This is a genomic window from Amycolatopsis sp. lyj-23 (assembly GCF_046549135.1).
GTDB lineage: Bacteria > Actinomycetota > Actinomycetes > Mycobacteriales > Pseudonocardiaceae > Amycolatopsis.
Genome location: NZ_JAJPWN010000007.1, coordinates 196,474 through 222,588, shown reverse-complemented (window position 1 = coordinate 222,588; position 26,115 = coordinate 196,474). Strand labels below are relative to the sequence as shown.

The following is a 26,115-nucleotide window of genomic DNA, read 5'->3' as shown; positions in this document are numbered from 1 at the left end:
GCGGCCTGAGCGGCGAGCGCTGTGTTGGATGATTCGTTCGCAGGCTCACTCATGCGGCGGGCTCGCCGAGCCGCAGCAGCGTGCACGCCACCGAACCGTCGTCGTCGCAGGTGGTGACGACCGTGTGGTCGGCGCCGGCCCGCTCGGCGGACTCCGCGACGCTGAGGACGGCGGCGAGCTGGAACATCGCGCTCGCCGAAGCCGTGTCGCCGAGCAGGTCCGCCGACGGCACGCGGTCGACGGCCGCGTCACCGAACAGCTCGCGCAGGGCGGCGGTCTCGACCGCTTCGCCGCCGGAGCCGGTGAAGCCGCTGCCGGTCGCCGCCCACACCTGTTCCGGGGCCACGCCGGCCGAGCGCAGCAGCGCCCGCACCGCGACGGCGACCGTCCCGGCGAGATCGCCGTCGAGGCACACCCGGGACTCGAAGCCCTCCAGGGTGCCCAGCACCCGGCGGCCGGGCGGGCGCAGGTCCGCGGGTTCGAGGAGGAACATCGCGCAGCCCTCGCCGATGACCACCGGGCCGTCCCCGCCGCGGCGGTGGTGCTCGACCCACGCGCGGGCGGGGGAGTACTCCTCGGCGGCGCCGCAGAGCACCCGGGTCGCCCGGCCGGTCCGCAGCAGCCGCCGCGCGTAGTTCAGCGCGTGCGGGCCCGTGGTCCGGCCCGCGGCGATCGTCGCGTTCGGGCCCTTGAGGCCGTGCCAGATCGCGGCCTGCCCGGCGGCGCAGTTCATCACGCAGCCCGGCACCGCGGCCGGTTCGACGTGGTCGGGCTTGTCGCCGGTGAGCGAAGCGCGGGTCAGGTCCATCATGCTCTGGACGCTGCCGGTGGTGGTGCCCAGCACGAACCCGATGTCGTCGCGCTCGTCGCCCGGCTCGACGCCGATGTCGGCGAGCAGGTGCTTCGCCGCGGCGACGGCGAGGCCGCTGACCCGGTTCATCGCCCGGGTGCCCTTCGTGCCCAGGAACTCGCGCGGCTCGAAGCCGGGGACGGTGGCCGCCGTTTCGCCGGGGCCCCGCGCCCAGCGTCCGGTGTCCACCGCGGACACCGGGGAGGTGCGGGTGCGGACGCCGTCGGCGAAGGACGCGCGGTCGTGGCCGAACGGCGAGATCGCCGTCCAGGCCGAGATGACCGGCGCGGCCGGACTCACGGTGGTCATGCGACCGCCTCCCGGGGACCGTCGTAGCGGCCGATCAGCACGACCGAGTTGTTGCCGCCGAAGGCCCAGCCGTTGTTCTGCACGATCCGCAGGTCCGCCTCGACGGCCACGTTGGGCACGCAGTCGACGGCGCACTCGGGGTCGGTCTCGACGTGGTTGATCGTCGGCGGGATGAAACCTTCGGTGATGGCGACCGAGCAGCCGATGGCGGCCAGCGCGCTCGCCGCGCCCATCGAGTGGCCGAGCATCGACTTCATCGACACCACCCGCGGGGTGTCGTCGCCGAAGAGCTCGCGGATCGCCGCGGCCTCGGTCTTGTCGTTGGCGTGGGTGCCGGTGCCGTGCGCGGAGATCAGGTCGACTTCGGCGGGCTTGACGCCGGCGTTCGCCAGGGCCAGCTCCATGCACCGGGCGATGCCGCCCTGGTGCGGGGCCACCGGGTGGTGGGCGTCGCAGGACAGGCCGTAGCCGAGGACCTCACCGTAGATGCGGGCGCCGCGGGCGGTCGCCGACTCCAGGCTCTCCAGCATCAGGATGCCGGCGCCCTCGCCGGTCAGGATGCCCAGCCGGTTCTTGTCGAACGGGCGGCAGTAGTCCGGCGCAATGCTGCGCAGCCGGTAGAAGGAGGTGAACGTCTTGCGGCAGACGGCGTCCGCGCCGCCGCAGAGAGCGAAGTCCGCTTCCCCGAGCCGGATCGCGTCGAAGGAGTGGCCGATCGCGTAGTTGCCCGCCGAGCAGGCGGTCGCGATGCTGCCGACCTCCACATTGGACAGCCGCAGTTCGTGGGCGATCGACGTGGCGAGCCGTCCGGCCGACGTGCGCCGCGCCAGCCGCGGGCTCATCGCCTCCGGGCCGCCGTCGATCTCCAGCGAGACCATGCTGTCGAGCTCGTGCGACTCGCCGTCGGTGGTGCCGACCGAGAGCAGGCAGCGCGCCTCGCGCAGCACGTCGAGGTCGATGCCGGAGTCGGCCACGGCCAGCCGGGCGGCGGCGGTGGAGAACCGGCTCGCGCGGCCGAGCGATTCGATGTCGACGTTGTGGATCCAGCGTTCGGGTTCGAAGCCGATGACCTCACAGCCGTTGTTGTGCTCGAAGCCGGTCGTGTCGAAGACGCTGATGGGCCGGACGTTGCTGCGCCCGGCCCGCAGCGCCGCGGTGAATTCGTCGATGCCGGTGCCGAGGCTGGAGACCACCCCGCAGCCGGTGATCACCACCCGGCGCCCGGGTGCGGTGGACTGCTCGCTCATCGGATTTCCCTTACCAGCCGGCGGATTCCGCGACGACCTCGTAGGCGCTGTCCAGGTCGACCATCCGCCGGAACTGGGCCTGGTCGATCGTGACGCCGAACTGCTTCTCCAGCGCGGCGAGGACGTCCATCAGCGTGAGCGAGTCGGCTTCGTGGTCCTCGATGAAGTTGCTCGTCTCGGAGAGCTCGTTGTCCTCGAGTTCGAGGTGCTCGCGGACGATCGCGCGGATCTGTTCCCTGCGCTCGGACACTGCCGCTGTCATGACGACTCCTGGGTTTTCGGTCGAACTTCGGCCTCGCCGGAAACTAGCCAGCGCAGATGACCGCACTCTGACCGACCGCTGACGAAGGCCGGCGTCGGCGAACCGTCAGCCGTCCGTCATCCGGGTGCGTCATGATCACGGCCGTCGATCACGGAAGGAGAGCGGATGAGCCCGGACAGTACCGGTGCCGAACCGGGGCGGTGTTCGGTGCCGCGGTGTCGGACGGCGCGGAGTCCGATGACAGCGAAACGACAGCAGGGACGGCCGGTGGTCGGGCCGTCCCTGCTGTGGAGTGGAGCCGTGCGGTCAGTCGAGCATGCAGTCCTGGACCAGGATGGCCTGGTACAGCGCCCGCAGGGCGCGGCCCGGTGAGAGGCCGAGCTCACTGCCGAGCCACTTGCTGGTGTGGTGGAACACCGACAGCGCCTCGCTTTGCTGGCCGGTGCGGTAGAGCGCCAGCATCAGCAGTTCGCTGAGCCGCTCCCGGCCCGGGTTCTCGGTGGCCAGCAGCCGCAGTTCGTGCACGATCTCGTGGTGCTGCCCGACCGCCAGCCGCGCGGCGATCAGGTCCTCCTGCACGGCCAGCCGCCGCTCGTTCAGGTGCGTGGCCGCGGCCCGGCAGCGCACCCCGTCCTGCACGTCCATCAGCGCCGGCCCCCGCCACTGCACCAGGGCCTCCCGGAGGATCCCGGTGGCTTCCTGCGGTGCCGACGCGACCAGCGACGTGCCGCGCCGCGCGAGCTCGAGGAACCGGTGCGAGTCGATCGCGTCGGCGGGCACCTCCAGCTGGTAGCCGCTGTAGGTGGTCCGGACGATCTCCTCCCCGCTCGCGTCGGTGATCGGCTTGAAGAGCCGCCGCAGCCGTGCGATGTTCGCTTGCAGCGCGTTGCGGGAGTTGGCGAGTGACCGCGGACCCCAGAGCTCGTCCGCCAGCTGCTCGTAGGACACCGGACGGCCGGGCGACAGCGCCAGCATCGCCAGCAAGGTCCGGACTTTCTTCGCGCGTATCGAGTAAATTCTCCCATTCGATCTTATTTCCATGGCGCCCAGCAGTTCGATTTGCACTTCGATCGACCCCCAGATTCGGGCAGCTCGAACTCATCGGCCGGACCACCCGAAGATGTATTTTGCGCAGATAGTGGCAGAGGGCCGGTGGCTTAGGTACCTCCGTTCGGACCAGTGAAACGTCAAACTCGTCAGTAGTTTCACCTGGTGGACAGTTCGGCTCCGGATGTATTCGGACACCGTGGGGGATGGTGGTGTTAGCACCACCATTAATGGTGGTGACAGCACTCCGACAGGCGTTTGTGATCTTCGCTGGTAGGGTCACCGCGGGCTGCTGGGGGCAGCCGCACCCACCGGGGTGCTTGCACGAACAGCAAGGGGGTCATTACACCGGAAAGCCGCGCTGACCCTGCGGTCGTTTCCGTCGGGGCCGGTGGCCGGGCCTCGCGCGGGACGCCGTCCGGCCGGTCCGGCGGCCGCGTCGCGGAGAGGCCCGGCCGCCGGGCGCGGGCCTCGCCGGCAATGGCGGACCCGGCTTCGTTCCCGTTTTCTCTTTCGCTGATAAAATGGCGCCCCGGCGGCCCGGTTTGTCGGCTGCCGTGCTTTGTCGTCCGCCTTTTGCGTCGCTGGTGAACGGGGTGCACGACGTTTCGGAAACGGGACCGGCCGGAAGTGCCGGCCCGGCTGCCTCGGTGCCGGGACCGGAACGCGGGTTCCGTGACCCACTCCGATTCGGGCGGACCGGCGGTCGCCCGGTTCCGGGGACGCGGGGTTGCCGATCACGCTCGGCGCATGCGTGTCACGCACTGTCACGAGTCGACGAAGGTACCGACCGGCCACAGTGGACAGTTCGGGCGCGCAGGTGTGTCTGCCGCGACTCGCCACGGGCGGTATCCGATTTGCCGTGATATCCTGGTTGCGATCGGACCACTCGATTACCGACGAATTCCGCCGGCCCGGTGAGATCTGCGCGATCCGCCCCGACCTCCGATTTCCGCCGACTTCGCCCAGCCCTGTTCCGTTTTCGGTATGACGCATGAGCCCGCTGTTCCACGCGAGCGTGCGCGTGGACCGATGTGAAGGGGAATGTCATGAGCGACACCGTTCTGGCCCAGGTCGTCAACCTCAACCCCGGACTCGCCGCCATCGGCTACGGCCTGGGCGCGATCGGCCCGGGAATCGGCGTCGGCCTGATCTTCGCCGCCGTCATCAATGGCACGGCGCGGCAGCCGGAAGCGCAAGGGAAACTGCAGACGATGGGGTACACGACGTTCGTGCTGAGCGAGGTGCTCGCGCTGATCGGCGTCGTCGTGTATTTCATCGCGTCCAACCGGTGAATTCCGCCCGCCCGCGCCCGGACTGATCCGGGCGCGGGCGGGGGTGTCACCGCAGGGCGAGGTGGCCGGCCTCGGCGACCAGCGAGCGGTAGTGCGCGTACCGCCCGCCGAGGCCGAGGAGCACGACGCCGGTCAACCGCCCCGCCCGGTGGTAGCCGACCGCGACCTCGCCGTCCGGGTCGCCTTCGAGGACCCGGCTGTCGTCGCCGAGCCCGGGGGCGCCGTAGGACTGGAGGCGGAAGCCGTACTGGTCGCTCCAGAACGACGGCAGCGGCGTGAACGGCGGCTCGTCCGCGCCGGAGCCGGTCAGGTGGCGGCCGAGCGTCGTCCCGGCCCGCTTGCCGGTGTCGGTGGCCATCGTCCAGTGCTCGACGCGGCGGGGGACGGCGTCGAACAGCGGGTTCGGGAACCGCGCGAGGTCGCCGCACGCCACCACGTCGGGGCGCCCGCCCGCGCGCAGGGCGTTGTCGCAGAGGACGCCGTCGGTGACGTCGAGCCCGGTGCCGGCCAGCCACTCCGTCGCCGGCGTGCCGCCGACCGCCTCGACCACCAGGTCGGCCGGCAGTTCGGTGCCCTCGCCCAGCACCACCGACGCGGCCCGGTACCCGACCGGCACGGTGCCGAGGTGGAACCGGACGCCGTGGGCCTCGTGCCGTCGCTGCAGGGCCGCCCCCAGCAGCGGCCCCAGCGGGCGCTGCACCGGCACGCGTTCCGGCGCGACGACGTCGACTTCCGCACCGAGGGCCCGGGCGGCCGCGGCGACCTCGCACCCGATGAACCCGGCGCCGACGACGACCAGCCGTGCGCCCGGCCGGAGCCCCGATCGCACCCGCGCCGCGTCTTCCCGGGTCCGGACGACGCAGCGGTCCGGGCCGGGCAGCGGGAGCCGCCGGGGCCGCAGGCCGCTGGCGATCACCAGCCCGGACCAGCCGAGCACGTCCCCGCCCGCGCACGTCACCGTCCGCGCGGTGAGGTCCGCCGAGGTGACCGCCTCGCCGAGGCGCCAGGTGACGTCACGGGCGTGCCGGGGGATCCGGAACGCCAGATCCTCCGGCTCGGCGCCGAGCGCGGTCTTCGACAGCGGCGGCCGGTTGTACGGCATGTGCGGCTCGTCGCCGACGACGACGACTTCACCCGCGTACCCAGTCTTCCGCACCGCCTCGGCGGCGCGCAGCCCGGCCAGCGACGCGCCGACGACGACCACCCGGTCGGTGGCCACCTCAGTCCTCGACCGTGATCGCCTGCAGCGGGCAGACGTCGGCGGCCTCTTCGACGTCGTCGCGGTGGTCATCGCCCAGCGGCGGCGAGACGTAGGTGGCCTCCGCTTCCGCGCGGAAGGCCAGTTTGCCCCGGGCGTCCAGGGAGAACACCGACGGCGCCGAGAAGACGCACTGCCCGTGGTCCTGGCACTTGTTCAGGTCGACGACGACGTGCACGTTCACTCCCAAGCTCGGCGGGGCGGCCGGATGCCGCGGAACTCCCAGTCACCGCCCAGGGCGGTGGACAGCACTTCTTCGCTCTCCGTCGGCTGCGCCCCGACGTCGGTGCGGACGGGCACCGGGCCGGCGACGACGTCGTTGGTCAGCGTCCCCAGTCCCTCGACCTCGACCGAGACGACGTCACCGGGCTGCACCGGGCGCGAGCCCGCGGGCGTGCCGGAGAGCAGGACGTCGCCGGGGAAGAGGGTGATGGTGCGGGCGATGTCGGCGACGAGGTAGGGCATGTCCCACGCCATCTCGTCGGTGCTGCCCTCCTGCCGGACGTCGCCGTTGACGAGGGTCCGGATCGCCTTGCCGCGGAAGTCCCAGTCGTCGACCAGGCCGGGGCCGAGCGGGCACAGCGTGTCCGACCCCTTGACGCGCAGCATCGAACCGGCGTCGGTGTCGCGGAAGTCGTGCAGCCCGAAGTCGTTGGCGATGGTGTAGCCGGCGATGTGGCCGGCGGCCTCCGCCGGCGAGACGTTGCGGGTGACGCGGCCGATCACGATGGCGATCTCGCCCTCGTAGTTGAGCCACTTGCAGCCCTCCGGCCGGACCACCGCGCCGTGGTGGGCGTTGAGCGACGACGTCGGCTTGTGGAAGTACGTCGGCGCCGCCGGCAGCTTCGTGCCGAACTCGGTCACCCGGCTGCGGTGGTTGAGGTGCACGGCGATGATCTTCGACGGCACGACCGGCGGCAGGTGGACCGCGTCTTCGGCGGCGACCTCCCGGCCGTCGGCGGCGCGCAGGAGGTCGCCGTCGCGGACGACGTCGACGGTCGCGCCGTCGAGCAGGATGCGGCGGTGTTCGGTCACGGGATGACCCCTTCGGTGCGGCGGGGGCGGGGGAAGCCGTCGGCGGGCCGGTCGAACCAGAGGTGCACCTGGCCGGTGCCGACGGAGTTCTCGTATTCGCCGTACTGGCGGGACTTCGCGGTGCAGGCGCCTTCGCCGAGCGCGCCGATCATCATCAGGTAGTGCCCGAACCGCGCCTCGGGCTTGAACCGGAGGTACTCCGGCATGGTCGCCAGGACGCGTTCGTGGTCGCCGCCGGCGAACCAGGCGAGCCGGTCGGCGTCGGCGGCCGCGGCCTCCGGGCTGAAGATGTGCTCGACCCCGGCGGCTTCGTGCGCGCGCAGCTGCCGCAGCGGCCAGAACGTGTGGCTCATCGCGCCGGAGGCGATCAGCAGCACCTTGCGGTCGAGCTCGGCGATCGCGTCGCCGAGGGCCCGGCCGAGCCGCAGGTCGTCCTCGACGTCGGCGGTCTGGCACACGCCGATCGACACCCAGCGCTTGTCCGGCAGACCCTGGCCGAGGTACTCCCACAGGTTGGTCGTGGCGTAGAAGATCGGCAGGTGGTGGTCGTCGACGGCGGTGATCCACGTGCCGTGCACGCCGGCCTTGGCGGCGACGGCGTGGGCGAGCTCGGGATCGCCGGGGAAGTCGTACGGACGGCGGCACATGCCCCGCGGCAGTTCCTCGGAGGTGAACAGTCCCGAGCGGCGGTCGTGCGCGGTGACCACGAACTCGACCGTCGTCGCCCAGTGCGAATCGAGCACGACGACGGTGTCGTAGTCGAGCGTCTCGAAGACGTCGGTGCGCAGCTGCCGCAGCCCGGCGACGAGGGTCGTGTCCTCGCCGTGGTTGAGCGCCCGCCGCTCGGCTTCGGGCAGGGCGATGGTGGGGACGTGGGCGAGCAATCCCGCGCCGGCGACTTCTCCCATTACGGCCTCCAACCTTCCGGGGCGAAGACGGTGTTCTTGACCTCGCAGTAGAAGTCGAACGACCAGGTGCCGCCCTCGCGCCCGATCCCGGACTGCCGCGCGCCGCCGAAGGGAGCACGCAGGTCGCGGACGAAGAAGCAGTTCGTCCACACGGTGCCGGCGACGAGCCGGGCGGCGACGCGCTCGGCGCGTTCGGGGTCGCCGGTGAAGAGCATCGCGGCCAGCCCGAACGCCGAGTCGTTGGCGGCGGCCACGACCTCGTCCTCGTCGCGGAAGGTGTGCAGCACCAGGACCGGCCCGAAGACCTCCTCGGTGGCGATTTCGCTGCGCGGGTCGACGTCGGTGAACAGCGTCGGCCGGTAGTACAGCCCGCCGAGGTCGGTGTTGGGGCCGCCGCCGAGCAGGACGGTCGCCCCGGCCTGTTTCGCCCGCTGGACGAAACCGTCCACCCGCGACAGGTGGTCCGGGTGGACGGACGGCCCGATGTCCGTGTTCTCGTCCCGCGGGTCGCCCTGCGCCAGCTGCCCGGCGCGGTCGAGGAACCGCCGGACGAACTCGTCGCGGACGGGCTCTTCGACGTACAGCCGGGTGCCGGACAGGCAGACCTGCCCGGCGTTGTCGTACTGCTCGACGGCATTGGCGACCGCGAGGTCGAGATCGGCGTCGGCGAAGACCAGGAACGGCGACTTCCCGCCCAGTTCCAGGGAAAGCGGCGTGAGGTTGGCCGCGGCCGCGCGGGCGATGACCTTGGCGGTGGGCACCGAGCCGGTGAAGGAGATGCGCCGGACGTCCGGGTGCGCGACCAGGGCGGCGCCCGCCTCCTCGCCGATGCCCTGGACGACGTTGAGGACGCCGTCGGGCAGCCCGGCGTCGGCGGCGATGTCGGCGAGCAGCGACGCGGTGAGCGGCGACCACTCGGACGGCTTCAGCACGACGGTGTTCCCCGCGGCCAGCGCCGGGGCGACCTTCCAGGTGGCCAGCATCAGCGGCGCGTTCCACGGCGAGATGAGCACGCAGACCCCGGCCGGGTCCCAGCTGACGTGGTTGCGGTGGCCGCGGGTCTCGAAGTCCGGGTGGCCGAGTTCGTGCTCGAGGTAGTCGGCGAAGAACCGGAAGTTGTGCGCCACCCGCGGCATGACACCGCGGCGGTGCGACCGGATCAGCGCGCCGTTGTCGGTCGTCTCGACGACCGCGAGCTCTTCGAGCCGCTTTTCGACGCCGTCGGCGACGGCGCGCAGCAGCCGGGCGCGTTCGGCCGGGGGAGTGGCGGCCCAGGCGGGAAAAGCGGCTTTCGCGGCGGCGACGGCGGCGTCGGCTTCCGCCGCCCCGCCGCGGGCGATCCGGGCGATGGCGCGGCCGTCGATCGGGGACAGGTCCTCGAACGTGTCCGCGGAAGCGACCCGGCGGCCGCCGATCCAGTGGCGGGTGTCGACGGCGGTTCCGGCGACGAGCGCGGTGTTCATGACGCCCTCCAGGAGGTATCGTTCGGATCCAAACGTATCCCGCCGGTTCCGGCTGGGTCAAGGGAGTGGTGATGACTGCACTGCAGGTGGGCGATCCGGTCGCCGGCACGGACTGGGTCGCGGCGGCCGCCGCCGCCGGCATGCCGGAGGGGCTGTTCGTCGGCGGAGAACCCCGCACGACGGCCCGGACGCGGCCGGTGCGGTCCGCGCGGGACGGTTCGGTGCTGACCGACCTGCCCTGGGCCGGCGAACACGACGCCGACCGGGCCGTCGCCGCCGCGCGGCAGGCCTTCGACCGCGGGCCGTGGCCGCGGCTGCACCCCCGGGAACGCGGGGAAGTCCTCCAGCGCTTCGCCGGGCTGGTCGACGCGCACCGGGCCGAGCTCGCGCTGCTCGTCAGCCTGGAAATGGGCAAGCCGATCCGGCAGGCCTACGAGATCGAGCTGCGAGCCCTCGTCCGCACCCTGCGGTTCTACGGCGAGCTCGCGGACAAGGACAACGGTGAGGTGACGCCCACGGCCGGCGGCGAGCTGGCTCTCGTCACCCGGGAGCCCGCCGGGGTGGTCGCCGCGGTCGTGCCGTGGAACTTCCCGCTCACCCTGGCCGGCTGGAAGTTCGCCCCCGCGCTCGCCGCGGGCTGCGCCGTGGTGCTCAAGACGGCCGAGCGCAGCCCGCTGTCCATGCAGCGGGTCGCCGCGCTCGGCGCCGAGGCCGGCCTCCCGCCGGGCGTGCTCAACGTGCTCTCCGGCGACGGCGACGTCGTCGGCCGCCGCCTCGGCGAACACCCGGACGTCGACGTCCTGACGTTCACCGGGTCGACCGACGTCGGACGGCACTTCCTGCGGTACGCCGCGGACAGCAACCTCAAGCGCGTCCACCTGGAGCTGGGCGGGAAGTCGCCGAACATCGTCCTGCCGGACGCCCCCGACCTCGACGCCGCCGCGGACACCGCGGCCTGGGCGATCTTCTTCAACTCCGGCCAAATGTGCACCGCCGGTTCGCGGCTGGTGGTGCACCGCGACGTTGCCGACCGGGTCGTGGACCGCGTCCTCGCGACGGCGGGGGAGTGGTTCCCCGCCGACCCGCTGCTCCCGGACACGAAGATGGGCCCGCTCGTCGACGCCGCGCACCTGGAGCGGGTGCGCACCGCCGTCCGCCGCGGCGTCGAGCAGGGCGCCCGGCTCGTGACCGGCGGCGAGCAGGTGCTGGCCGGCACCGGCGGGAGCTACCTCGAGCCGACGGTGCTGACGGAGTGCGCGCCCGGCAACCCCGTGCTGCGCGAGGAGATCTTCGGCCCGGTGCTGGCCGTGCAGGTGGTCGCCGACGAGGACGAAGCCGTCCGCGTAGCGGGGGACACACCGTACGGCCTCGCGGCCGCGCTGTGGACGGCGGACCTCGGGGCGGCGCACCGGATTTCGCGGCGGCTGCGGGCCGGGACGGTGTGGGTGAACTGCTACGAGGAAGGCGACCTCTCGGTGCCGTTCGGCGGGGTCAAGCTGTCCGGCTCCGGGCGCGACAAGTCCCGCCACGCCCTCGACGAATACCGCGACCTCAAGACCACCTGGATCAACCATGGCTGACCGCCGCCCGCTGATCGTCGTCCCGGCGCGGTTTTCGGCGAGCGCGTCTGCGCTGCGGTACCGGGCCGAGGTCGGCGCGCGAGCCCTGCTCGAAGCGGTCTACGCGGCCGGTGGTGAACCGCTGCTGATGCACCCGGCCGACCCCGTGGACGTCCCGTCACGACTGTCCGTTGCGGACGGTGTGCTGCTGCCCGGTGGCGGCGACCTGCACCCGAGCTGGGCCGGGCAGCAAGCCCACCCGAGCGAGTACGACGTCGACGTCGAGCAGGACGCGTTCGACCTGGCGGTGGCGGCCTGGACGCTGGCGGCGGGACGGCCGCTGCTGGCGATCTGCCGCGGCGCCCAGGTGGTCAACGTGGCCCTCGGCGGCGATGTGGTGCAGGACCTGCCGGGCCACCGGCACCGGGTGCACCTCGCGAAAGCCGCACCGGGAACGCTGCTGGCCTCGCTCGCCGGCGACGCGCCGGAGGTGTCGTGCTTCCACCACCAGGGCCTCGGCCGCCTCGGCGCCGGGCTCACGGTGGCCGCCGAGGCCGCGGACGGCGTCCCCGAGGCGATCGAGCGGCCGTCGGGCCGCGGCTGGTTCCTGGGACTCCAGTGGCACCCCGAGGACACCGCCGCGACCGATCCTGCCCAGGCCGCGCTGTTCGGCGCGTTCGTCGCCGCGGCCGGTCAGTCTGCGCCCCAAGGCGGCATTGCGAAGACCGAGTCCTGAGGATCCAGAGGCCCCACGTGATTATCTATGGTGCCACGCTCGATGTGGCGCGCGAGCTGGCCCTGTTCGTCGCTTCGGTGCTGCGTGCCCAACGACACCGGCGCGGCACCCGCCGAGGCCGCCGCACTGACCCCCTACCAGCAGGCGGTCCTGGTACTGCGCTGCTTCCGCGACGGCACCCCCGTGCACCGGCCACCACATCAGCCTCGCCACCGCTTACCGCTACCTGTACGAAGCCATCGCCGCCCTCGCCGCCTGCGCCCCGGACCTGCACCAGGTCATGCGCGAACGACTCGCCCGGGGCGACACGCACGTCATCCTCGACGGCCCGTTGATCCCTGCCACCCGCGTCGCAGCGACCACGACCAAAACCAAAGGCCGCAACCGCGGAGCGACCGTGCACCTGTGGTACTCCGGCAAGCACTGCAGCTTCGGCGGAAACTTCCAGCTCCTCGCCAGCGCCGCCGGATTCCCGCTGTGGACTTCCCCCGTGCTGCCCGGGTCCCGCAACGACCTCTCCGCCGCCCGCGACCTGGGCATCACCGGCGCGCTGACCGCCGCCGCAGCCGCCGGGCTGCCGACCCTGGCCGACAAGGCCTGCCACGCCGCCGGGATCGGAATCCTCACGCCGTTCAGAAAAACCGCAGGTCAGCCGCCGTTGGCTATCAGACAGCGGATCTTCAACCTGCTGCACCGCCGACTGCGCTGCCGCGGAAAACGGGCTGCCGCGATCCTCAAAACCCGCTGGTCAGCGCTACGACGAGTCAGCCTCTGCCCCAAACGCATCGGCGCCATCGTCCAAGCAGCCTTGGTGCTGACCCAACACGAGCACCAAGGCCGCTACTGAGAAAACCTCAATGTGGCCTCGGGGCGCGGTCAGCCGGTCTGAGGGGCCTCCCAGGACTTGTCTTCCACCGTCTGGACCATCGTCCGCAGGCCGTTGGTGATCGTGGTCAGCTTGCCGGCGCCGATGCGGGCCACCACCTCGGCCTCGGCGGCGTTGAACCGCGGGTAGAGGTCCTCCATCAGGGCCAGGCCCTCGCCGGTGAGCACCAGGTGCACCAGCCGTCGGTCGGCCGCGTCGACCTCGCGGCGCAGCAGGCCGCGGCCTTCGAGGGTCTTGGCGACGCCGGTCAGCGTGCCCTTCGAAATCGCCGCTACGGTCGCCGCGTGCCGGGTCTCCAGGCCGTCGAAGATCCAGACGCACCACAGCACCACGAAGCCGGTCCAGCTCAGGTCGTGCTCGCGCAGCACCGCGTTGGTGAGGTGGTTGCGGACGGCGTTGGCCGCGCGGTACAGGCTGGACAGCGCCGCCGCGGCAGGCAGGTCGAGCGCCAGCTTGGCGATGTGCGCGGACATCGCCTTTTCGGTTTCGGCGAGGCTGTATCCGTCCGGCATGGCTCGATCGTACGGCCTCAAACGGATGGCAGCTCGGCCAGCCGCCGCCCGCCGTCCCAGGTGACGCCGACCTGCCGGTAGTAGCCGCCGATGACCTCGTGGACCTCCAGCCGGGCCAGTTCCTCGGTGGGGGCGTCGAACAGCCGCAGCTCGACGTCGCCCCGCCAGGCCTGGCCGCCCTCGAACGCGCTGGCGCCGGACTCGATCAGCTCCGCGTGCGCGTCACCCTCGCCCCGGCCGATGCCCGGCAGCACGCGGTGGTGCGCCATCGGGTGCCCGTTGACGAACCCGTTGGCCGGCGACTCGCCGGTGAGGGTCAGGACGGCTTCGGCGAGCCGCCGGTCGCCGGCGGCCAGGGTCGCGCCGAAGACGGCGCCCGCGCCCAGCTGCGGGGCCGCCTGCGCGAACGGGTGCGGCCGCGTCTGCCAGATCGACCCGAGCTTCTTCGGGTAGCCCTGGTGGATACCACGGGCGATCGCGAAGTCCTTGTCGACCCAGATGTAGACGCAGCGGGAATAGGTCCGGCCCTCGAACGCGCACCGGACGACGACGAACGCCTCCTTGTACTGGGCGCGCACCGGGTCCAGCAGCTCCTCCCGCGACGTCGAGCACGACTGCCAGTCGGCCCAGATCAGCGCGACCGCGCCCGGGTCTTCGTCCGCGAGCGACAGCGGCGCCGGCAGCAGCTCGGCCACGCGGGCGGGGTCGGTCCGGTACTCGACGGTGAGCAGGTCGCCCGAGTAGAACCACGGCGGCGAAGGGATCAGCGACGCCCGCCCGCTCGCCGTCCGTGGGTAGAAGAAGCCGGCCACCAGACCTCCTTAATCGTTTGGGTCCGCACGATACAACGGTGACTGACCGGGGGAAAGCCTTGTCAGGTGTCCGAGGCGGGGCTATCGTTCGGACTCAAACGAACCGGGAGGTGTCGTGGGTCACTTCGACGAGGACGCCCTCGCGGCCGCCGCGGCCGCGCTCACCGAACGCGGCATCGACGTCGTCCGGCTGGGCTACCCCGACTTCATCGGCACCGAACGCGGCCGCGACGTGCTGGTCGCCCACTTCGCCCGGACGCTCGGCGGCGGGGTCGCGTTCTGCCGCACGGTCTACGGCACCAGCCCGATGGGTGACGTCGTCGAGCTCGGCGCGGGCGGCCTGGCCGACGGGCTGCCCGACGTCGTCGCGTTCCCCGACCTGGCCACCCTCGCCGACGTGCCGTGGGAACCCGGGGTCGCGCACTGCCTCGCCGACGTCTTCGACCCGGACGGGACCCCGGCGGCGGAGAGCCCGCGCCAGGTCCTCAAGCAGGTCCTGGCCCGGTTCGCCGAGCTCGAGATGCGCCCGGTGATCGGCCCCGAGCTGGAGTTCTACGTGCTCGAGCCGGACCCCGCCGCGGCGTCCGGCTGGCGCCGGTACGGCGAGGCCACCGGCAACGTCTACGTCTCCGGCAGCAAGGGCGACCCGGAGAACCTGCTGCTGCGCTCGCTGCGGTCACTGGCCGGTTACGGGCTGGACGTCGTCACGGCCAACCACGAGTTCTGCAGCGGCCAGTTCGAGATCAACCTCTGGCACTCCGAAGCCCTCGACGCGGCGGACCGGGCCTTCCGGTTCAAGACCGCGGTCAAGGAGCTGGCCCGCCGCGAGGGCAAGCTGGCCACGTTCATGGCCAAGCCGTTCAACGACGAAGGCGGCTCGGGCTTCCACCTGCACTTCTCCACCACCGGCGACGACGGGCGCCCGCTGTTCGACGATCCGGCGGGCGAGTACGGCCTCTCGAAGGTCGCCCACGCCGCCATCGCCGGGATCCTCGCGCACGCACCGGCCCTGTCGGCGCTGGCCAACCCGACGGTCAACTCCGCCAAGCGGTTCGGGCCCGGCACGCTGGCGCCGTGGCTGATCGACTGGGGCCTGGACAACCGCAGCGCGATGATCCGGATCCCGCCGGAACGCGGCCGGGCGGCGCGGCTGGAGCTGCGCCAAGGCGACGCCACGGCCAACCCGTACCTGGTGACGGCCGGCCTGCTCGCCGCCGCCTACCTGGGCATCGAGGACGGCCTGGCCGCACCGGCGCCCCTGGAGGGCTACGGCTACGACCCGGCGAAGGCCCCGAAGCTGCCCGCGGACCTGGGCGCCTCGCTCGACGCCCTGGAAGCCGACACGGCGTTCGCGGAGCTGCTCGGCCCCCGGTTCGTCACGGCGTTCCTCGCCTACAAGCGCAACGAGCTCGAGCGGTTCTCCCGGTACGTCACCGACTGGGAGTTCCGCGAGTACGCCTACCACCTGTAGAGGAGGGTCATGACCACCGCGCACCCCTTGACGGCCGCCGAGGTCGACCTCACCGACCTCGGCGTGTTCGAGCGCAACGAAGCCTGGCGCCGGTTCGACGTGCTGCGCCGGGAAGCGCCGGTCCACTGGAACCCGGAACCGGCGCCGAACTCCGGGTTCTGGTCGCTCACCCGGCACGAGGACATCGTCGCCGCCGACCGGGACGCCGAGACGTTCACCTCGACCGGGTACGTCAACCTCGAAGAGGTCGAGGACGACGACCTGGCCGAGCTCCGGCGGTCCATGCTGGAATCCGACGGCGTCCGCCACCGCGCGCTGCGCAAGCTGCTGCAGCGCGACTTCGGCGGGCAGACGCTGAAGAAGTACGAGGAGTTCCTGCGCGGGCTGACCGAAGCCACCGTCGACGCCGCGCTGCGCCGCGGCGAGTTCGACTTCGTCAAGGAGGTCAGCGCGGACTTCCCGATCCAGGTGCTGGCCCGGCTGCTCGACGTCCCCGCCCGCGACACCGGACGGCTGATCGCCTGGGGCAACCGGATCATCGGCAACACCGACCCGGACTACGCCGACGTCCTGCTCGGCGACGCCGAAAGCGACCGCTACAAGCACCTGCCGTTCCGCTCGCCCGCGTCGCTGGAGGTGTTCGAGTACGGGCGCGAACTGGCCCGGCAGCGCCGCGGCGGGGACGGCGAAGACCTCGTCAGCCGGCTCGTCAACCGCGTCCCGGCCGACGGCGAGCCGCTGACCGCGACCGAGTTCGACAACTACTTCCTGCTGCTGGTGGTCGCGGGCAACGAGACCACCCGGCACGCGATCAGCCACGCCATGCTGGCGCTGCTGGAGAACCCGGACCAGCTGGCGCTGCTGCAGGCGGAGCCGGAGCGGATCCCGGTCGCGGTGGAGGAGATGCTGCGCTGGGCGAGCCCGGTCTACCACTTCCGCCGCACGGCCACCCGCGACGTCGAACTGCGCGGCCGGCACATCAAGGCGGGGGAGAAGGTGGTGATGTGGTTCGCCTCGGGCAACCGGGACGAGGACGTCTTCGCCGACCCCTACGCCTTCGACGTCACGCGGAAACCCAACGACCACGTGACGTTCGGCAAGGGCAGCCCGCACTTCTGCCTGGGCAACAACCTGGCCCGGATGGAGATCCGGCTGATGTTCGAAACCCTGCTGCCGCGGCTGCGCCGCATCGAGCTCACCGGCGAGGTCCGCCGGGTGCGCAGCAACTTCGTCAACGGCATCAAGCAGTTCCCCGTGCGGGTCAAGACGGCCTGACCCGCCGAAGCCCGCGAGTCACGGGCCTGATCGTGCCCAGCAAAACGCTTGAATCCGTACGATTTCCGCGCCGGGGGCCGAGCCGAGGAGACACCCATGGTCGATCACGTCGTTCCGGAAACCGCGGGCACCGGCCAGCGCCTCGGTGGTTCGCTCAAGCTGGTGGACGCGGTCGCGCAGTCCGTCGGCGTGATCGGGCCGGTGTTCTCGATCGCGTTCGTCGTGCCGCTCCTGGTCGGGCTCAACGCGTCCGGCAGCGGCGCGGGCGCGGCCGCGCCCCTCTCGGTGGTGATCGCCGCGGTCGGCGTGCTGGGCCTCGGCTGGATCGTCTCCGAATACACCAAACGCATCCAGGCCGCGGGGTCCCTGTACGACTACGTCACCGACGGGCTCGGCCGGCGCGTCGGCGCCGCGGCCGGATTCCTCTACTACGCGGGCATTCTCGCCCTCGGCGGCGGGATCCTGGTGATGATCGGCGGCACGGTCCACGACACGCTGCAGGCCGAGTTCGGCGTCACGCCGCTGCCCGAGGCGGGCTGGGACCTGCTCCTGCTGATCGGGCTCTCGGTCGTGCTGTACCTCGGCGTCGCCCTCTCGACGCGGGCGCAGCTGGTCCTGGCGCTCGTCTCGTTCGCCGTCGTGCTGGTCTTCTTCGTCGTGGTGATCGCGAAGGTCGGCGGGGGCAACGACGTCGCCAAGGCGTTCACGCCGAGCTCGTCGCCGCAGGGCTTCGGCGGTGTGCTCTTCGGCGTCCTGTACGGCGTGTTGCTGTTCACCGGGTTCGAGACCTCGGCCAACCTCGGCGAAGAAACCGCGCACCCGAAGCGCGACATCCCGCGCGCGGTGCTGATCTCGGTGCTCACCGTGGCCGTCTTCTACGTCATCGGCTCCTACAGCCAGGTCGCCGGCTACCACTTCGACCTGGACACACTCGGCAAGAACGCCGGTGCGCCGCTGTTCGGGCTCGCCGGCCCGGTGTCCGACGGCGGGTTCGGGTCCGTGGTCGTCCGGCGGCTGCTGGAGCTGGTCGTGGTGCTCGACATGCTGGCGGTGCTGATCGGCTGCGCGGTCTCGGCGTCCCGGGGCATGTTCGCGCTCGCCCGCGACCGGCGGCTGCCCGCGGCGCTGGGCAAGGTGAGCCGCCGCGGCACCCCGCTGGCCGCGGCCGCGGTCGTCGTGGCCGTGCACGCGGTGGTCCTCGTGCTCACGGCCACCTGGGCGGGCCTGCTCGCGCAGCCGCAGATGCCGCACTACGTGGCGATGTTCAGCTGGGGCTCGACGTTCGGCGGGTTCGCCCTCGCGGTGATCTACCTGCTGATGTCGGTGGGTGCGCTGCGCGGCCTGCGTGACCACCGCCGCCGCTGGGCGGTGTACCTGGCGGGCACGGCCGGCATCGTCGTCACCGGCGCCGCGGTCTTCGGTGCCGTGTACAAGGTGAGTGCCCCGATCATCTACGCGCCGTACGCGGCGGTCGTCGTCTTCGCCGCCGGGCTGGTGCTGGCCTTCCTGCACCGGGCCCGCGCGGAAGAGCCCGCACCGGCGGTGGCCTGACGTGGCCGCGCCCCGGATGCTGCTGATCCTCAGCGAGAACTGGACCCTGACCTCGGGCCGGGACCTGCCGACGCTGGTGCGGTGGGCCCGCGAGGCCGAGGACGCCGGGTTCGACGCGGTGATGATCAGCGAACACGTCGTGCTCGGGCCGGACGCCGCCGGCCGAGGCGTCATGAGCAATCCGCGCGAGTACGCCCTGCCGGGCAACCAGGACCCGTTGACGCCGTGGCCGCATTCGCTGTCGCTGCTGTCGTCGATCGCGGCGGTGACCTCGCGGATCCGCCTGGTCGCCGGCGCGATCCTGGCGCCGCTGCGGCACCCGCTGCTGCTCGCGCGGGAGCTGGGCACCCTGGACCTGCTGAGCGAAGGGCGCCTGGTCGTCCAGCCGACGGTGGGCTGGAGCCGGGACGAGTACGACGCCCTCGGTGTGCCGTTCGGCCGGCGCGGCCGGATCCTCGACGAACAGCTCGAGATCCTCGACCTGCTGTGGCGTGCTTCGCCGGTGTCCTACGCCGGGGAGTTCTTCTCCTTCGAGGACGTCTACTTCGAGCCGAAGGCGTACCGGCCGGACGGGCCCCGGATGTGGTTCGGCGGCCGGGACCTGCACGACCGCCTCCTGGCCCGGCTCGTGCGCTACGGACACGGGTTCCACCCGCTCGGCGTACCGTCCACAGAGGACCTCGCCCGGCTGCGCGCCGCGTGCGGCGACGACGTCGAACTGGTGGGCGGGACGCGGGCGGTCTTCCCGGACGAGCGTTCGTGCGCCGACCTCGGCCGCGCGATGGCCGCACTGCCGGAGCAGCTGAAGCTCGGCTTCACGACGTTCTGCGTGAAGCCGTCCCAGTTCACCGACGACCCGGCCGGCGTCGGGCGGCTGTGCCGGGAGGTGGTCCGCCGGGCCGAGGCCATGGCCTGACCAGCAGACCGGCGCGCGGCGGCCTCCGCCTGTGCGACCATGCCGGAGTGGAGAACCTGGCGGGCGCCACCGAAACGGCCGTGATCGTGCCGGTCCCGGCCGCGGAGCCGGTGGTGGGCCGCCACCGGCGGGAGCTGGACCGTTCCGCGGTCTGGGGCGTGCCGGCGCACGTCACGGTCGTTTACCCGTTCCTCCCACCGGACCGCATCACCCCCGCCGTGGTCGCCGACCTGGGCGACGTGCTGACCGGGGCCTTCGAGTGCGTGTTCCCGCGGGTCGCGTGGTTCGGGCGGGAGGTCGTGTGGCTGGCGCCCGAGCCCGCCGGGCCGTTCCGGGCGCTGACCCGGCGTGTCTGGCGCAAGTTCCCCGAGTGCCCGCCGTACGGCGGCGCGCACCCCGAGATCGTCCCGCACCTGACGATCGGGAGCACCCGCCGCGCCGACGAGGCCGCACTGAGCCGCGCGGCCGCCGACGTGACGGCGGAGCTCCCGATCCGGGCCTCGATCGACCGCGTGCGCCTGATCGCCGGGAACACGAGCCCGGACTCCTGGCGCACGGTGGCCGGGTTCGCGCTCTAGCTCGACTGCATCAGGATGAAGTCGCCGTGGCCGCCGTAGCCCAGGACGTCTTCGGCGTACTGCGTCCCGTTGAACGTCGGCAGCCACCAGCGGTGGCCGATTTTGACCAGCATCGGGTGCGGGATGTTGGTGCCGTAGGGGGCGTTCAGCGTGCCGAGCTTGCGCAGGCTCAGGTCGTACACGGGGTATTCGCGGGCGTTGCCGTCGCTGGCGAACAGGTACCAGCGGCCGCCCACCCGTTGCAGGATCGTGCCTTCGGTCTGGGTGACCGACCGGTCGGCGCCCAGCAGCGTCAGGCCCTCGTCGTAGTCCGCGCCGCGCGGGGCGGCCGCCAGGGCCGGGTGGAACACGAACGCCGGCTGCTGGGCGGGGCTTTCGACGAACGCGATGTGCCAGCGGCCGTCGATCTTCGTCAGGGCCGGGTCCCACGAGCTGACCGTCGTGGGCAGCGGCAGCTGCTGCGTCGGCAGGACGTGCACGCCGGAAAGCACGTCGGCGTGGGTGACGGTGTGGCGCACGTGGACGCCGTTGAACGAGAAGTCGCCCCAGGAGCTCATCAGCAGGATGAAGCGGTCGCCGTCGCAGACGATCTGGCCGGCGTGGTCGCCGAGGACGACGCCGTCGCGGGCGAAGAAGAGGGCCGCGACCTGCTCCAGCTTCGTCGGGTCGGCGAGGTCGAGCGTCCACACGCCCCAGTGCGCCTGCTGGAAGAACCCGAGCCCGGCGTTGGTCATGGTCAGGTAGAGCTTGCCGTGCCGGATGACGGGCCGGCCGTCGGCGTGCTGCACGACGTGCGGGTCGCGCACGCCCGCCTGGCCGAAGTACCCGGCCCGCACCCGGCCCAGCCGCGCGGGCCCGCGGCTGCCGTAGGCGTAGCCCAGCCGGCCCAGCACGGCCGGGTCCCGCAGGTCGATCCGCGCGCGGACCTGGTCGCGCTCGGTCAGCAGCGGCTGCCAGCCGGTGCCCCGGTCGGCGAGCACCGTGACGGCGTTCTCGTTGACCACGACGGCGAAGCCGAACGGCGCCCGCAGCTGCGCCGGCGCGGTTTTGACCACGGCCGTGCCGCCGGCGGTGGTGGTGATTTCGATGGCGGCCTGCCCGGCTGCGGGGTCGTAGGTGCCGAGGACCGACACCCCGTCCCCGGCCAGCCCGGCCACGACGGGCGCGCGGTCGTCGAGCACCTGCACGGTCACCGCGCCGTAGGGCGCCTTCGGCCGGATGCCGGTCTTGACGAGCGCACCGGGCCGGGCGGGCGAGTCGAGCTGGACGAACTTCGGGGCGATCAGGTCGAACGGCCGGAACTGCTCGGTCACGGCGAACTTCAGGTCCAGCGGGCTCGCGCCGCCTGCTTCGGCCGGGCTCGGGCCGGCCGCTTCGGCGGTGCCGCCGAACAGGCTCGCGGTCACGCCGGTCACCCCCAGCGCGGTGAGGGCACGCAGCACGTCACGTCGATCGAAGTCGGTCACCTTTGACCTCCGGAGTGGGGACGGCGGAGCCCCCAGTTTGCAACGTGGCATGCAACGTGGCAACCGCTGTCGGGTGTCATTCCGCGACGAGGGCTTCGAGCAGCTCGCCCGCGAGCTCTTCGGCGGCGTGGGTCCATCGGTGGCGCAGGGTGCGGAACAACGCCGCCGCACGCATACCCGGCCAGTCCGGCGGCAGCAGCGCCGGCGGCAGGACCGGATCCCGGCGGATCTGCAGGAGCCACTCCGCGCCCAGCCGGATGCGGCAGGACAGGTCGTCGCCGGGTTCCACCGGCGAATCGCCACCCCAGCGGCGGACGAACTGCTCGTACCCCGCCGCGAGCCGGGGGAGGTCCCAGGCCTCGCGGGCGATGCGCGCCGGGTCGGTCCACAGGTACGGCTCCGCGCGGAACACCTCCGCGTGGTCGAGCAGGTCGAGCTCGGCCAGCGCCGGTGCGATGTCCGCGGCCGACGCCGAGACCCACAGCCCGCTGCGCAGCGGGCCGAACCCGAACCAGCCCAGCCGGGTGCGCAGGGCGTACCGGTCCGCGCGCCGGGTCTCCGGCACCGAGAACGTCAGCAGCGTCCACCGGCCGTCCCAGTGCCGGTCGACGACGTCGCCGTCCAGCTTGCGCTGCCCGTCGCGCAGCACCGCCGTGCCGTGGCCGGTCAGGCCGAGGAACGCCTGGCGTCCCCGGCGGACCGTGCGGAGCAGGTCGCGGCGCACCATCCGGCTCAGCGTCGCCCGCGTCGCGTGTTCGCCGACGCCGAGGCGGGCCAGCGTCGCGATGACGCCGCCGGTGGCCACGGCGATCCCGCGGTCCAGCACGTGGTCGCCGAACAACGTGAGCAGCAGTGCCTCGGGGCGCACGCCCGGCACGCCCTCGGCCTCCGCCCAGCCGGCCGCTTCGAGCACGCGCCACCTCCCGACGCCGGATTGTTCACCGATTCCGCGACGATCGGCAATCATTTGTCCGGCATTTCGATGCTATCACCGAGTTCGAAACTTTCGGTATCCCGGAATACTCGATGAATTGTTGACGGTCGTCGTGGATCTGCCTAACCTCGACGCGAGGGGGATCGCCGAACGGAGGTCACCGATGAGTGGATTCAGAACGGCGTTCGTGACCATCGCCAGTGCCCTGCTGCTGGCCCTCGCCGGTACCGCGGCCCCGGCGTCGGCCGCCTCGCTGGTCGAAGTGACCGGCTTCGGGAACAACCCCGGCGGAATGCGCATGCACGTCTACGTCCCGGACACGCGCCCGGCCCACCCGGCGATCGTGGTCGCCATGCACGGGTGCGGCGGTTCGGGCCCCGGCTTCTACTCCGGCAGCGAGTTCGCCTCGCTGGCCGACCGCTACGGTTTCCTCGTCATCTACCCGAGTGCGCAGCAGCAGGCCGGTTTCGGGAATTGTTTCGACACGTGGTCCGACGCGGCGAAACACCGCAACGGCGGCAGCGACCCGGTTTCGATCGTGTCGATGGTGAGCTACGCCGAACAGCGCTACGGCGGCGACCCGAACCGCGTTTTCGCCACCGGTTCGTCTTCCGGCGGCATGATGACCAACGAAATGCTCGCGCTCTACCCGGACGTGTTCAAGGCGGGTGCGGCGTTCATGGGCGTGCCGTTCGGCTGCTTCGCGAACGCCGCGGACTTCCCGCCGTGGTCGAGCAAGTGCACCGGCGGTGGCGGCGCGAACCGCACGCCCCAGCAGTGGGGTGACGCGGTCCGCCAGGCCTACCCGGGCTACACCGGTCCTCGCCCGCGCGTCCAGCTGTGGCACGGCACCGCCGACACGCTCGTGCCGTACGCGTTGCTGCAGGAGGAAATCGAGCAGTGGACCAACGTGTTCGGCCTGAGCCAGACGCCGACGTCCACCGACACCCCGCAGGCCGGCTGGAACCGCCGCCGTTTCGCCGACGGTTCGGGCACGGTCCGGGTGGAGGCCTACAGCGTCCAGGGTGCCGGGCACAGCCTCCCCGCGGCGGGGATGGCGGCGGTCGCGATCGCCTTCTTCGGGCTGACCTGAGGCGATCTCGCGCCGGCGAGGCTGCCTCCTCGCCGGCGCGTCCGGGCGCTCAGGCGGTGAGCACTTTCAGCGCGGCGGCGTGCACGCCGGGCGCGGCGGCGAGGTAGCCGGTGCTCGTGATGTCCCACGGGCCGCCCTCGAGGTCGGTGACGACACCCCCGGCTTCCCGGACCAGCAGCACGCCCGCGGCGTGGGACCGGACGTTGTCGAACTGCCAGTGCAGGTCCATCCGGCCCGCGGCGACCTGGGCGAGCTGGTGGGTCACCGGCACCGAGATCCGCACGTACAGCGCGGCTCCCGACATCGCGGCGAACGAGGCGCCGATCCGCGCGAACAGCTCGGCGTCGTAACCCGGCTGGGCCTGGCCGGTGCCCGCCAGCGCGCCGTCCAGCGCGGTCTTCGCGGAGACTCGCAGCGGTTCGCCGTCCAGGTGGGCCCCGCCGCCTTCGGTGGCGGTGAACGTCTCGCCGGACACGGGGAAGTGGACCACGGCCAGCACCGGACGCCCGTCACGGACGAGGCTCACGCCGATGTTCCACTCGGGCATGCCGTGCACGGCGTTGACGTTGCCGCCGACGGGGTCGATGAGCCACCACTCGCCCGCGGGCAGCGGCCCCGACCCGTGCTCGTCGTCGAGCCACCGCGCCTCCGGGCGGAGGTCGGTCAGCGCCGGCCGCAGCACGTCGGCGACGGCGGTGTCGTTGCCGTGCAGGCTCTTCAGCAGCTCGGGCAGGTCCGGCTGGCGCGACGCGGGGGAGTAGCGCGTCAGCATCCGGTCACCGGCGGCCCGGACGGCGGCGGTGGTGGCGGCGAGCAGGTCCTGGCTCATGATCTCTCCTGTGGTTGTCTTGCGTTCGTGCAACTCGACTTGAACTTGCTGACGGTGCTCGACGCGCTGCTCGAGGAGGGCAGCGTGATGGGCGCGGCCGAGCGGCTGCACCTGTCCTCGCCCGCGGTCAGCCGCACCCTCGGCCGGCTCCGCGCGGTGACCGGCGACGACATCCTGGTCCGCACCGGCCACACGATGGTGCCGACGCCGTACGCGGTCGCCATCCGCGAGGACGTCCACCGGCTGGTCCGGCGGGCGCGCGAGGTCCTGCAGCCGGCCCGCGAGCTGCACCTGGGCGAGCTGGACCGCACGTTCACGATCCAGTGCCACGACGCGCTCGCCACGTCGGTCGTCCCGGTGCTGGCCGACCGGCTCCAGGAGCGGGCTCCTCGGGTCCAGCTGAGAGTGCTGGCCGAGAGTGCGGCCGACACCGACGACCTCCGCCACGGCCGCGTCGACCTCGAGCTCGGCGGCCCCCGGGCGCACCTGCCGGAGTTCCGGGCCGAGGTCCTCGGCCACGACCCGCTGGTCGTGGCGCTGCGCCGCGACCACCCCGCGGCGGCCAACCTGGACCTGACGGCGTTCGCGGCGTTCCCGCACGTCGTCGTGTCCCGCCGCGGCCGCCTCACGGCCCCGATCGACGAGGTGCTGGCGGCGGCAGGCCTGCGCCGCCGGGTGATCGCCTCGGTGGCAACGCTGGCAACGGCGTTGCAGCTGGCGGCCCGCAGCGACGCGCTGGTCAGCTGCACGGAGGTGCTGGGCCGCCCGCTGATCGAGGCGTTCGGGCTGATCACCCGCCCCCTCCCGGCGGAGACTGCGGAGGCCCAGATCTGCTGTACATGGCACCAGCGCTACGACTCCGACCCGGCCCATGCGTGGCTCCGCGACCAGGTCCGAGCGGCGCTCGAGGAGATCACGGCTTCGTAGCTGTGCGGCTGCGGTTGGCTTTGCCTGGCTGCGCCCACTCGGCCGCGGTTGGCGTTGCCTGGCCGCACTTGGCGTTGCCCGGCCCGGCCCGGCCCGCTTGGCGCTGAGCGGCCCGCTTGGCCTTACCCGTTTGCCAGCACCGCCCGCCCGGCCGCGGCGCCGGTCCGCGTGATCTCGACCGGCCCGACTAGCCCTCGGTCTGGCCTGGTCGCGCTCGGCTCGGCTCAGCCCGCCCACTCGGCCTGCCCTGGCTTTGCCCGACCCGACCCGACCCGCCTGCCCGACCTGGTCCTCAGCCCGGCAGCGGCAGAGCGATCTTCCCCGCAAACCGAGGCGTCTCAGCCTCATCAAGCATGGCCGCGGCAACAGTCGCCCGGCTGACCACCGCGTCGGAGTCCAGCGGTGGTCCCTCCTCCACCCCAACCGTGCGCCGAGTCGGGCTTTCCGGGCCGTCCGCCAGCAGCCCGGCGTGGAACACCGTGCCGCCGGCCGCGAGGATCGTCCCGTCGGCCTCCACCTTGTCGCCGAGCCGTTCCCCCAGCAGCTTGGCGAGCATTCCCGCCGCTTCGCCGGCCACCGCGGCCGACTCGCCCGTGCCGTACGCGCCGAGCCAGATGATGCGCTGCGGTCCCGCGGCGACCACCGCCTTGGCGCCCGCCAGCAGGACACCCGCCCGATCCGTGCCGAGGCCGGACAGGACAATCGAGCCGGCGACGTCGAGGCTCGCCGGGTCCTCGACGTCGCCCGCCACCTTGCGCAGGAGGGCCGAGTCCGGGACGTCGATGCGGGCGGGGTCCCGGGCGATCGCGGTGACGGTGTGCCTGCGCCGCAACGCTTCCCGGGTGAGTGCGAGTCCGGTGCGGCCGGACGCCGCGAGGACGGTGAGGTTCATGCCG

The 26,115-nt window shown here is 72.4% G+C and carries 25 protein-coding genes and 1 pseudogene; 11 read left to right on the top strand and 15 right to left on the bottom strand.

Features of this window, described 5'->3' with window-relative positions; genetic code table 11:
• Positions 1-49 precede the first annotated feature (49 nt).
• The 4 genes from ACLJPY_RS19235 to ACLJPY_RS19220 all read right to left on the bottom strand — a co-directional run bounded on the left by ACLJPY_RS19235 (position 50) and on the right by ACLJPY_RS19220 (position 3,709).
• A complete protein-coding gene (locus ACLJPY_RS19235; RefSeq protein ID WP_410590224.1) occupies positions 50-1,159 on the bottom strand; it encodes a beta-ketoacyl synthase N-terminal-like domain-containing protein in 1,110 nt (369 codons plus the stop codon).
• Entirely contained in the window at positions 1,156-2,406 is a 1,251-nt protein-coding gene (locus tag ACLJPY_RS19230) for a beta-ketoacyl-[acyl-carrier-protein] synthase family protein (RefSeq protein ID WP_410590222.1), read from the bottom strand. The genes ACLJPY_RS19235 and ACLJPY_RS19230 overlap by 4 nt, the downstream gene beginning before the upstream one ends.
• Before the next feature lie 10 nt (positions 2,407-2,416).
• The gene (locus ACLJPY_RS19225) at positions 2,417-2,668 is read right to left on the bottom strand and encodes an acyl carrier protein (RefSeq protein ID WP_410590220.1); all 252 of its coding nucleotides are present in this window, start codon (positions 2,666-2,668) and stop codon (positions 2,417-2,419) included.
• A gap of 306 nt (positions 2,669-2,974) precedes the next feature.
• Positions 2,975-3,709, bottom strand: coding sequence for an AfsR/SARP family transcriptional regulator (locus tag ACLJPY_RS19220; RefSeq protein ID WP_410590218.1), 735 nt, complete (start codon positions 3,707-3,709; stop codon positions 2,975-2,977).
• A 1,055-nt stretch (positions 3,710-4,764) separates the two neighbouring features.
• On the opposite strand from ACLJPY_RS19220, the gene ACLJPY_RS19215 reads away from it, so the two are divergent.
• Positions 4,765-5,010, top strand: a complete 246-nt coding sequence (locus ACLJPY_RS19215; RefSeq protein ID WP_410590216.1) for an ATP F0F1 synthase subunit C — start codon at positions 4,765-4,767, stop codon at positions 5,008-5,010.
• Positions 5,011-5,056: 46 nt separating this feature from the next.
• Here the strand turns inward: ACLJPY_RS19215 and ACLJPY_RS19210 are convergent, their stop codons facing one another.
• Genes ACLJPY_RS19210 through ACLJPY_RS19190 form a run of 5 tightly spaced genes read right to left on the bottom strand, consistent with a single transcriptional unit; the run spans position 5,057 to position 9,674 of the window.
• Positions 5,057-6,229: an NAD(P)/FAD-dependent oxidoreductase gene (locus ACLJPY_RS19210; protein ID WP_410590215.1), complete on the bottom strand. Its 1,173-nt coding sequence runs from the start codon at positions 6,227-6,229 to the stop codon at positions 5,057-5,059.
• Position 6,230: 1 nt separating this feature from the next.
• A complete protein-coding gene (locus ACLJPY_RS19205; RefSeq protein WP_410590213.1) occupies positions 6,231-6,446 on the bottom strand; it encodes a ferredoxin in 216 nt (71 codons plus the stop codon).
• Between the two features lie 2 nt (positions 6,447-6,448).
• Positions 6,449-7,303, bottom strand: coding sequence for a fumarylacetoacetate hydrolase family protein (locus ACLJPY_RS19200; RefSeq protein WP_410590212.1), 855 nt, complete (start codon positions 7,301-7,303; stop codon positions 6,449-6,451).
• A complete protein-coding gene (locus ACLJPY_RS19195; protein ID WP_410590210.1) occupies positions 7,300-8,211 on the bottom strand; it encodes a catechol 1,2-dioxygenase in 912 nt (303 codons plus the stop codon). The genes ACLJPY_RS19200 and ACLJPY_RS19195 overlap by 4 nt, the downstream gene beginning before the upstream one ends.
• A complete protein-coding gene (locus ACLJPY_RS19190; protein ID WP_410590209.1) occupies positions 8,211-9,674 on the bottom strand; it encodes an aldehyde dehydrogenase in 1,464 nt (487 codons plus the stop codon). Before ACLJPY_RS19190 ends, ACLJPY_RS19195 begins: the two co-directional genes overlap by 1 nt.
• 71 nt (positions 9,675-9,745) lie before the next feature.
• On the opposite strand from ACLJPY_RS19190, the gene ACLJPY_RS19185 reads away from it, so the two are divergent.
• The 3 genes and pseudogenes from ACLJPY_RS19185 to ACLJPY_RS19175 all read left to right on the top strand — a co-directional run bounded on the left by ACLJPY_RS19185 (position 9,746) and on the right by ACLJPY_RS19175 (position 12,816).
• Positions 9,746-11,254 carry an aldehyde dehydrogenase family protein gene (locus ACLJPY_RS19185; protein WP_410590207.1) on the top strand — a complete coding sequence of 503 codons (1,509 nt, stop codon included), beginning with the start codon at positions 9,746-9,748 and terminating at the stop codon, positions 11,252-11,254.
• A complete protein-coding gene (locus tag ACLJPY_RS19180; protein ID WP_410590206.1) occupies positions 11,247-11,969 on the top strand; it encodes a gamma-glutamyl-gamma-aminobutyrate hydrolase family protein in 723 nt (240 codons plus the stop codon). The genes ACLJPY_RS19185 and ACLJPY_RS19180 overlap by 8 nt, the downstream gene beginning before the upstream one ends.
• A 17-nt stretch (positions 11,970-11,986) precedes the next feature.
• A pseudogene (locus tag ACLJPY_RS19175) lies at positions 11,987-12,816 on the top strand (transposase family protein).
• A gap of 29 nt (positions 12,817-12,845) precedes the next feature.
• Here the strand turns inward: ACLJPY_RS19175 and ACLJPY_RS19170 are convergent.
• Positions 12,846-13,367 (bottom strand): MarR family winged helix-turn-helix transcriptional regulator, encoded by a 522-nt coding sequence (locus ACLJPY_RS19170; protein WP_410590204.1) that lies wholly within the window; start codon positions 13,365-13,367, stop codon positions 12,846-12,848.
• Positions 13,368-13,384: 17 nt separating this feature from the next.
• Entirely contained in the window at positions 13,385-14,179 is a 795-nt protein-coding gene (locus tag ACLJPY_RS19165; protein ID WP_410590203.1) for an acetoacetate decarboxylase family protein, read from the bottom strand.
• A gap of 115 nt (positions 14,180-14,294) precedes the next feature.
• Between ACLJPY_RS19165 and ACLJPY_RS19160 the strand changes: the two genes are divergently transcribed.
• The 5 genes from ACLJPY_RS19160 (at position 14,295) to ACLJPY_RS19140 (ending at position 19,970) form a co-directional block, all read left to right on the top strand.
• Complete coding sequence (locus ACLJPY_RS19160; protein ID WP_410590202.1) at positions 14,295-15,650, top strand: glutamine synthetase family protein; 1,356 nt, start codon at positions 14,295-14,297, stop codon at positions 15,648-15,650.
• Between the two features lie 9 nt (positions 15,651-15,659).
• Positions 15,660-16,925, top strand: coding sequence for a cytochrome P450 (locus ACLJPY_RS19155; RefSeq protein ID WP_410590201.1), 1,266 nt, complete (start codon positions 15,660-15,662; stop codon positions 16,923-16,925).
• Between the two features lie 96 nt (positions 16,926-17,021).
• On the top strand, positions 17,022-18,476 hold the full coding sequence (locus ACLJPY_RS19150) for an APC family permease (protein WP_410590200.1): 1,455 nt from the start codon (positions 17,022-17,024) through the stop codon (positions 18,474-18,476).
• 1 nt (position 18,477) lies between these two features.
• The gene (locus ACLJPY_RS19145; RefSeq protein ID WP_410590199.1) at positions 18,478-19,392 is read left to right on the top strand and encodes a TIGR03619 family F420-dependent LLM class oxidoreductase; all 915 of its coding nucleotides are present in this window, start codon (positions 18,478-18,480) and stop codon (positions 19,390-19,392) included.
• Positions 19,393-19,439: 47 nt separating this feature from the next.
• Positions 19,440-19,970, top strand: coding sequence for a 2'-5' RNA ligase family protein (locus tag ACLJPY_RS19140; RefSeq protein ID WP_410590197.1), 531 nt, complete (start codon positions 19,440-19,442; stop codon positions 19,968-19,970).
• On the opposite strand, the gene ACLJPY_RS19135 is transcribed toward ACLJPY_RS19140, so the two are convergent.
• Positions 19,967-21,436, bottom strand: a complete 1,470-nt coding sequence (locus ACLJPY_RS19135) for a hypothetical protein (protein WP_410590196.1) — start codon at positions 21,434-21,436, stop codon at positions 19,967-19,969. The genes ACLJPY_RS19140 and ACLJPY_RS19135 overlap by 4 nt on opposite strands.
• Positions 21,437-21,512: 76 nt before the next feature.
• Entirely contained in the window at positions 21,513-22,349 is an 837-nt protein-coding gene (locus ACLJPY_RS19130) for a PaaX family transcriptional regulator C-terminal domain-containing protein (protein ID WP_410590194.1), read from the bottom strand.
• A 184-nt stretch (positions 22,350-22,533) separates the two neighbouring features.
• Here ACLJPY_RS19130 and ACLJPY_RS19125 point away from each other — a divergent pair, with 184 nt between their 5' ends.
• Positions 22,534-23,463: an alpha/beta hydrolase family esterase gene (locus tag ACLJPY_RS19125; RefSeq protein ID WP_410590192.1), complete on the top strand. Its 930-nt coding sequence runs from the start codon at positions 22,534-22,536 to the stop codon at positions 23,461-23,463.
• A gap of 49 nt (positions 23,464-23,512) precedes the next feature.
• Here the strand turns inward: ACLJPY_RS19125 and ACLJPY_RS19120 are convergent, their stop codons facing one another.
• Positions 23,513-24,292: an inositol monophosphatase family protein gene (locus ACLJPY_RS19120; protein WP_410590191.1), complete on the bottom strand. Its 780-nt coding sequence runs from the start codon at positions 24,290-24,292 to the stop codon at positions 23,513-23,515.
• Positions 24,293-24,319: 27 nt separating this feature from the next.
• On the opposite strand from ACLJPY_RS19120, the gene ACLJPY_RS19115 reads away from it, so the two are divergent.
• Positions 24,320-25,219: a LysR family transcriptional regulator gene (locus ACLJPY_RS19115; protein ID WP_410590189.1), complete on the top strand. Its 900-nt coding sequence runs from the start codon at positions 24,320-24,322 to the stop codon at positions 25,217-25,219.
• Positions 25,220-25,511: 292 nt separating this feature from the next.
• Here the strand turns inward: ACLJPY_RS19115 and ACLJPY_RS19110 are convergent, their stop codons facing one another.
• Positions 25,512-26,111, bottom strand: coding sequence for an NAD(P)-dependent oxidoreductase (locus ACLJPY_RS19110; protein WP_410590188.1), 600 nt, complete (start codon positions 26,109-26,111; stop codon positions 25,512-25,514).
• Positions 26,112-26,115 lie beyond the last annotated feature (4 nt).

What these genes read in the sequence shown, in the direction of transcription:
- ACLJPY_RS19235 (WP_410590224.1), bottom strand. Translation starts at nt 1,159, where the DNA reads ATGACCACCGTGAGTCCGGCCGCGCCGGTCATCTCGGCCTGGACGGCG.
- ACLJPY_RS19230 (WP_410590222.1), bottom strand. Translation starts at nt 2,406, where the DNA reads ATGAGCGAGCAGTCCACCGCACCCGGGCGCCGGGTGGTGATCACCGGC.
- ACLJPY_RS19225 (WP_410590220.1), bottom strand. Translation starts at nt 2,668, where the DNA reads ATGACAGCGGCAGTGTCCGAGCGCAGGGAACAGATCCGCGCGATCGTC.
- ACLJPY_RS19220 (WP_410590218.1), bottom strand. Translation starts at nt 3,709, where the DNA reads ATGGAAATAAGATCGAATGGGAGAATTTACTCGATACGCGCGAAGAAA.
- ACLJPY_RS19215 (WP_410590216.1), top strand. Translation starts at nt 4,765, where the DNA reads ATGAGCGACACCGTTCTGGCCCAGGTCGTCAACCTCAACCCCGGACTC.
- ACLJPY_RS19195 (WP_410590210.1), bottom strand. Translation starts at nt 8,211, where the DNA reads ATGGGAGAAGTCGCCGGCGCGGGATTGCTCGCCCACGTCCCCACCATC.
- ACLJPY_RS19190 (WP_410590209.1), bottom strand. Translation starts at nt 9,674, where the DNA reads ATGAACACCGCGCTCGTCGCCGGAACCGCCGTCGACACCCGCCACTGG.
- ACLJPY_RS19185 (WP_410590207.1), top strand. Translation starts at nt 9,746, where the DNA reads ATGACTGCACTGCAGGTGGGCGATCCGGTCGCCGGCACGGACTGGGTC.
- ACLJPY_RS19180 (WP_410590206.1), top strand. Translation starts at nt 11,247, where the DNA reads ATGGCTGACCGCCGCCCGCTGATCGTCGTCCCGGCGCGGTTTTCGGCG.
- ACLJPY_RS19170 (WP_410590204.1), bottom strand. Translation starts at nt 13,367, where the DNA reads ATGCCGGACGGATACAGCCTCGCCGAAACCGAAAAGGCGATGTCCGCG.
- ACLJPY_RS19155 (WP_410590201.1), top strand. Translation starts at nt 15,660, where the DNA reads ATGACCACCGCGCACCCCTTGACGGCCGCCGAGGTCGACCTCACCGAC.
- ACLJPY_RS19150 (WP_410590200.1), top strand. Translation starts at nt 17,022, where the DNA reads ATGGTCGATCACGTCGTTCCGGAAACCGCGGGCACCGGCCAGCGCCTC.
- ACLJPY_RS19125 (WP_410590192.1), top strand. Translation starts at nt 22,534, where the DNA reads ATGAGTGGATTCAGAACGGCGTTCGTGACCATCGCCAGTGCCCTGCTG.
- ACLJPY_RS19120 (WP_410590191.1), bottom strand. Translation starts at nt 24,292, where the DNA reads ATGAGCCAGGACCTGCTCGCCGCCACCACCGCCGCCGTCCGGGCCGCC.
- ACLJPY_RS19110 (WP_410590188.1), bottom strand. Translation starts at nt 26,111, where the DNA reads ATGAACCTCACCGTCCTCGCGGCGTCCGGCCGCACCGGACTCGCACTC.